6 protein-coding genes and 1 pseudogene are annotated in these 5,436 nt (G+C 61.4%); 4 read left to right on the top strand and 3 right to left on the bottom strand.

Annotated features, from left to right (window positions below):
- Positions 1 to 678 (top strand): DUF6456 domain-containing protein (locus tag ACUTJJ_RS24560; protein ID WP_445543725.1); only part of this gene is annotated, 678 nt, incomplete at its 5' end.
- A 3-nt stretch (positions 679 to 681) separates the two neighbouring features.
- Here ACUTJJ_RS24560 and ACUTJJ_RS24555 read toward each other — a convergent pair.
- Positions 682 to 1,098, bottom strand: coding sequence for a SufE family protein (locus ACUTJJ_RS24555; protein WP_445543724.1), 417 nt, complete (start codon positions 1,096 to 1,098; stop codon positions 682 to 684).
- A gap of 187 nt (positions 1,099 to 1,285) precedes the next feature.
- A complete protein-coding gene (locus ACUTJJ_RS24550) occupies positions 1,286 to 1,711 on the bottom strand; it encodes a DUF5330 domain-containing protein (RefSeq protein ID WP_209089231.1) in 426 nt (141 codons plus the stop codon).
- 488 nt (positions 1,712 to 2,199) lie between these two features.
- On the opposite strand from ACUTJJ_RS24550, the gene ACUTJJ_RS24545 reads away from it, so the two are divergent.
- The 3 genes from ACUTJJ_RS24545 to ACUTJJ_RS24535 all read left to right on the top strand — a co-directional run bounded on the left by ACUTJJ_RS24545 (position 2,200) and on the right by ACUTJJ_RS24535 (position 5,024).
- Entirely contained in the window at positions 2,200 to 3,732 is a 1,533-nt protein-coding gene (locus tag ACUTJJ_RS24545; protein ID WP_445543723.1) for a sensor histidine kinase, read from the top strand.
- Complete coding sequence (locus ACUTJJ_RS24540; RefSeq protein ID WP_445543722.1) at positions 3,704 to 4,606, top strand: peptidoglycan-binding domain-containing protein; 903 nt, start codon at positions 3,704 to 3,706, stop codon at positions 4,604 to 4,606. The genes ACUTJJ_RS24545 and ACUTJJ_RS24540 overlap by 29 nt, the downstream gene beginning before the upstream one ends.
- Positions 4,607 to 4,670: 64 nt before the next feature.
- Positions 4,671 to 5,024 carry a DUF1491 family protein gene (locus ACUTJJ_RS24535; RefSeq protein ID WP_445543721.1) on the top strand — a complete coding sequence of 118 codons (354 nt, stop codon included), beginning with the start codon at positions 4,671 to 4,673 and terminating at the stop codon, positions 5,022 to 5,024.
- Positions 5,025 to 5,091: 67 nt separating this feature from the next.
- Here the strand turns inward: ACUTJJ_RS24535 and ACUTJJ_RS24530 are convergent.
- A pseudogene (locus ACUTJJ_RS24530) lies at positions 5,092 to 5,436 on the bottom strand (DUF2336 domain-containing protein); the annotation flags it as partial.

The raw sequence follows: 5,436 nt of genomic DNA, 5'->3' as shown, positions 1-5,436 counted from the left end.
TTGGCAGCGGAGGTGGTCCGGCTTGCGGTGTCTTCCGGGCTGGTCGAGCAGCGCGAGAGCACGCTCTACGCGGCGCCGCCGCTGACCTCTTATCTGAAGCGGGCGATTGCGAAAGACCGCGACGAGATATTCCAGGAACAGCATCGGGACATGCAGACCGTTGTCGTGGAGGTTGACGATGCGCGACAGAGCGCGCGCCGCAATCTCAACAGCTCGCCGCTCAGCAGTCTTGCCAGGCTGAAAGAGCGATGCGGCGGCGTCTTTTTCCCGGCGGAGGCGCTGGAGGCCGGCGAGCGACTTGCCGGCGATTTCCACCGGGGGCACCTGAACCCGAAGGTGACGGCGACGTGGGAGCCGAGGGTTGCGAGCCGCACGAAAGGTGAGCCGGGAGGCATCCTCGATATTACCGAGGCGGCAATGGCGGCGAGGGATCGCTTTTCCCGCGCGGCGGATGCGATGGGACCGGAACTGGCGGGCGTCGCCATCGATGTCTGCTGTTTCGAAAAGGGCCTCGAGACGGTGGAACGGGAGCGGCAGTGGCCGGCCCGCTCGGCAAAACTGCTGTTGCGGGCAGCACTTCTGGCGCTTGCCCGCCACTACGCGCCACCCGAGCGTAAAACACGCAGCGGGAGCCACCATTGGGGCGACACGGATTATCGCCCGTCGATAACGCGATGAAGCTCAGGCGGCAAGCAGGCGAGCTTCCTCGCGAATACGCTTGATCATGGAGCGAAGGCCATTGGCGCGCTGCGCGGAGAGATGCTCCACAAGTCCGATCTTGTCGAAGACCTCAATGGCATCGAGATTGACGATCTCGGAGGCTTTTTTGCCGGAATAGACGGCGAGCACGATGGCGACGAGCCCGCGCACGATATGTGCATCCGAATCGCCCTCGAAGGTCAGAAGAGGATCTTCCGCGCCGTCACTGTGGCTGACGAGCCAGACCTGGCTTGCACAGCCCTGCACCTTGTTGTCAGCGGTGCGCTTGTCCTCGGGCAGATCGGGGAGCGCTTTTCCCAGTTCGATGACATAACGATAGCGGTCCTCCCAGTCATCGAGGAAAGCGAAGTCGTCGAGGATCGTTTCAAGAGAGGCCATGGGCACGCCGTATCATCCGTTTTTCAATGTCTTGCCCAGCATATAGGCGAAGTGTCCGCGGTTTTGAACCATGAGCGAAAAAAAGCCCACGGAAAACAGGTTTCCGTGGGCAAGTCAGGCAGGCAGTGGGCCGACGGATATCTCCGTCTGCCAAAAGGGAGCGGCAAAAAGGCTCAGGGCCGCAATATCAGGGAGCAGGGCGCTTCTGCGGCAGGGGAATGACGGTGCCGGTCTTCAGCGGATCGGGCTTGCCGGGGAATTCGACACTGACGACGGGTGCTGCTGCCAGCGTCTCGGCTTCCGCAGCAACGTCAGCGACGTCAGCAGGTTTGTCACCGGAGGCGAGCTGCTTGTCCAGCAGCTCATAGGCAACCTTGGCGCCTTCCTTGGCGCGCTCGCCGAGCGCGTGGAAGGTTTCGGCGCCCTTGACGCAAACGTCGGGCTTTTCGATGCAGATGGCGCTGACATAACGATAGGCTTCACCGGCTGCCGACACGGCGCTGGGAAGATCAAATGCCGAAGGTTCCTTGGTTGGGTCGTTGTAGCTGCCGAAATAGGACAGCGCCACCAGCACCAGCGAAAACCAGAATGTTCCTTTGATCAGAAACCACATTGTCAGACACCCTGCCAGATGATCTTTGTTTTCTAAAAGCCCCGCCCGGTTCCGGGTCATTGGCCTTTGTCCCGTTTGTCGGGCTTGTGAAGACGCTACAGCCGACCGGCGAACAGCCGATTGCAAAAAGCGGCGCAATTTAATTCAAATTGTATCTATTCTCCGCACCCCGGGACACCTGCAACGAATTCATTCGCATTTTAACGGCCCATGTTAAGCATAATTGCGACAGAGGCCGGGCGTTCCCGGGCAAAGCTGGCGCCTGCCCTGCCACAAAAGTTAACATGATGGCAAAAATGAAGCGAAATCCGTCGCTTACCCGTCATTAACCATGATTGGCAAAGCCTCGAATAAATGCTCCGTATTGGGACTGCGGCGCCTTCGAGGGTGCTTTGAGGTCATTCTTTTTATCCATTCCTTAAGCCGCCGCCTTCTATTGTCGGAGCCATTGGAACCGCCTTTTGGATTCGGGTTTGGTATTGCGTAATATGAGAGAAAAAGCGGTCGCACTGGTTGACCATGCAGCGGGCAGGTGGCTTGCGCGTATGGAAGAGGACGCCGAAAGGCGGACTGAGACCGTTGCGCGCCTGCGCTGGCTGATTGCCTTCAGCGCCGTCGGCCTTCTGGTTGTACCAGCCCTTTTCAGCCTGATCGTCAGCCCCGCCATCGCACTGCCGATTGGCGCCGCTCTGGTGCTGGCAATATTTTTGGCCGCTGCTGCAGTGCTCATTGCCTTTTCCCACCAGTCGCGCGGTGCATCCGTCAATGCGACCGCGTCGGCGAATGAGGATCTGATCGCGGCCTCGCAGGTGCCGGGGCTGATGCTGGTCATCGGGGAGACCGGCTTTGTGGAACACGTTTCCGGCCGCGATGTCTCAACCTTCCCGGCCGATCTTCAGGCCAGCAAGGGCCATATCCTCGTCGAATATGTCTATGTCTCCGACCGTATCGACCTGATGCAGGCTTTCGACGCGCTGAGGCAGGGCGAAGACACGGCAACGGCCGAACTCCGCTTCGAGACCGGTGCGAAATCGCGCCAGGCGCAGTTCATGCACGCACGGATCGAGATGACGGCCATTCGCGGCGCGACCGGACGCCTGCGCCGTATCGTCGCCCAGCTGACCGATATCACCGAGATGGAGCGCCTGCGCCGCGATGTCGCCCGCAAGGCGGCCGAGGCGGAATCCGCCAACGACGCCAAGTCGCGTTTTCTCGCCGCCGTCAGCCATGAGCTGCGCACACCGCTCAATGCGGTCCTTGGTTTCTCCGACATCCTCGCCGGCGAATATTTCGGCCGGCTGGAAAACGACCGCCAGCGGGAATATGTCGGCCTCATCCGTCAGTCGGGCGCGCATCTTCTCTCCGTCGTCAACACCATGCTCGACATGAGCAAACTGGAAGCCGGCCGCTACGAGCTGATGATGGAAAGCTTCCCGATTGCCGAAACCATCTCCTCCTGCGAAGCCATGCTCGGCCTCCAGGCCAAGGAAAAGGGCCTGACGCTGACGAGCCGCATCCAGCGCGGCATTGGCGAAATCGCTGCCGATCAGCGCGCCATCCGGCAGGTTCTCATCAATCTCGCCGGCAATGCCATAAAATTTACCGATGCGGGTGGTGTTGTGTCGATCGACGCCGCGCGTGAGGGCACGATGCTGAAGCTGACGGTGAGCGACACCGGTATCGGCATTGCCGAAGACAAGATCGAGCTCCTGGGCCAGCCTTTCATGCAGGTTCAGAATGAATATACCCGTCGCTATGAGGGCACGGGTCTGGGATTGTCCCTGGTCAAGGGGCTTGTGGCTCTGCATGGCGGCACGTTCGCCATCGCCAGCAAGCCCGGCGAGGGGACGGTCGTAACGATCACCCTGCCTGCCGACGGTTCCGGCATGGCGGGTGGCGGTGAAAGCGCTGAAGCCGAAAGCATGGTGGAGTTTCCGCCCCGCATCCGGCAGCTCGGCGAGATGGCCGCAAGAATGAGAAAGGACGGTGACGATGGCCCCGCGAAAGCGAAAATCGCCTAAGAAAACAGCGGCCCAGCTTGGTGTCGGCATTGTTTCCTTGGTGGTTTCGGCCATCGGGCGCGAAATCCTGCGCCATCCGAAACTGGTCGGCGGCTGCGGTGCCTTTGCGGTCGTTTTCGGCTTTGTCGCCGCCAATGCGCTGTGGTATCAGCCGGGCGTTCATCCGACGCCATTTCTTCGCACGCGCGACGCTGAGAACCCGAACGGCATCGCCGGTTATCGCCCGGCCGAACCGCTCGGCACCCACGGCAATGTCACCACTTTCCGCATTGAGCGGCCAGCGGAGCCTGAGACGTCACCCCAACAGACCGCTGCAGTGACCCCGGCGCAACCTGCCGCCGATGCTGCAAAACCGCAGCAGATCGTCGCCGATATCCAGGCCGAGCTGAAGAAGCGCGGGCTCTACGAGGGCGAGGCAGACGGTCGAATGGGCCCAAAGACGGCCGCCGCCATCATGTTCTTCGAAGAAACGCTCGGCATGGAACAGACCGGCGAACCGACGACTCGAGTGCTGGCGGCGCTCAGGATCGACGGTGCAACGGTTGCCGCAATCCCGAAGGACCGCCCGGCCGATACCAGCGGCGGCGTCGAAATCGACCCCGTCGCCGCTGCCATCCGCAAGGCGGAAGCGCCGCATCCAAAGGCGGAGCCGATTTCTCTCAGCAGCGCGTCCAAGCCTGCAAGCCGTGATCTCATCGCAAAGATCCAGCAGGGCCTGATCAATATCGCCTATGCCGATGTGAAGGTGGACGGCGTGGCCGGCCAGCAGACCCGCAATGCAATCAGGGCGTTTGAGAGGCATTACCGTCTGCCGGAAACCGGTGAGCCCAGCGAGGCCGTGCTGAAGAAGCTGAAGTCGATCGGGGCGCTTTGAAGTTTTGAAGCCAGCCGGGGTGAGCTCCACCCACCTGGCCAGCGCAAAAATCGAAAGCAAACCCATGCGCCTCAAATCCGAAATGTTCGTCTCAGCCCTCATCCGCCGCGTCTTCACGGCCGGTGGATTCGCCGCTGTCGAAAAGAAGGGTGCGGAGGAGGCGGGCGCTATTTTCGTTCGCCAGCGGCTGCGCGATGGCCGCGAGAACCTCTATGGCCCCGCACCGCAGAGTTTCGCCGATGACGAGGAAATCCGTGCCGAGCGGCGTTTCGAAACGCGTCTTTCCGGTGTGGACGCCGACGAAAGCGCTGCGCTGCTGGAAAAGGAGCGTCGCTTCGACAGCGATCTGTGGGTTGTCGAAATAGAGACCGACGAGATCGGGACGCTGTTGACGCTGGTTGATCAGCCCAGGTCTTAGAGGCAGACCACGGCCTCGCTTCTGCGGCCACGAAGCCTGTTGTGGCTCCCGCCGCAGGGCAGCCGCATTATCCCCGTGTGCCGGTCTTCTGCGCCGCGGGCGCGTGGGATTTACGCTCGCGTCCATGCGTATAGCTGTCGGCCCTGCGCCAGCTTTCCAGCCGCTCTTCGCTTTCAATGATGTTCAGGCGGTCAAGCAGCGCTTCGGCACGGCTCATGTCGCCTTCGGCGGCGGAGAGATGCGGATAGAAGCATTGCAGCACGAAGGCCGCCTCGGAAAACTCCATGCCGAGCCCAGTCAGCGTCGTTGCGAGTTGCGCACCGGAAATGTCGAGCATGATGCGCTCAGACAGCCAGTAGCTGGAGGAAAGCGAGTCTGCCAGCGCCACCGCGAATTGCCGGGCGTTGCGCTC

The sequence above is a fragment of the Agrobacterium sp. DKPNP3 genome (assembly GCF_052686535.1).
Note: the sequence above shows the minus strand (reverse complement) of the source record. Positions and strands in the feature narration are given on the sequence as shown.

Coding starts and splice junctions, on each gene's coding strand:
- ACUTJJ_RS24555 (WP_445543724.1), bottom strand. CDS start 1,098: ATGGCCTCTCTTGAAACGATCCTCGACGACTTCGCTTTCCTCGATGAC.
- ACUTJJ_RS24550 (WP_209089231.1), bottom strand. CDS start 1,711: ATGTGGTTTCTGATCAAAGGAACATTCTGGTTTTCGCTGGTGCTGGTG.
- ACUTJJ_RS24545 (WP_445543723.1), top strand. CDS start 2,200: ATGAGAGAAAAAGCGGTCGCACTGGTTGACCATGCAGCGGGCAGGTGG.
- ACUTJJ_RS24540 (WP_445543722.1), top strand. CDS start 3,704: ATGGCCCCGCGAAAGCGAAAATCGCCTAAGAAAACAGCGGCCCAGCTT.
- ACUTJJ_RS24535 (WP_445543721.1), top strand. CDS start 4,671: ATGCGCCTCAAATCCGAAATGTTCGTCTCAGCCCTCATCCGCCGCGTC.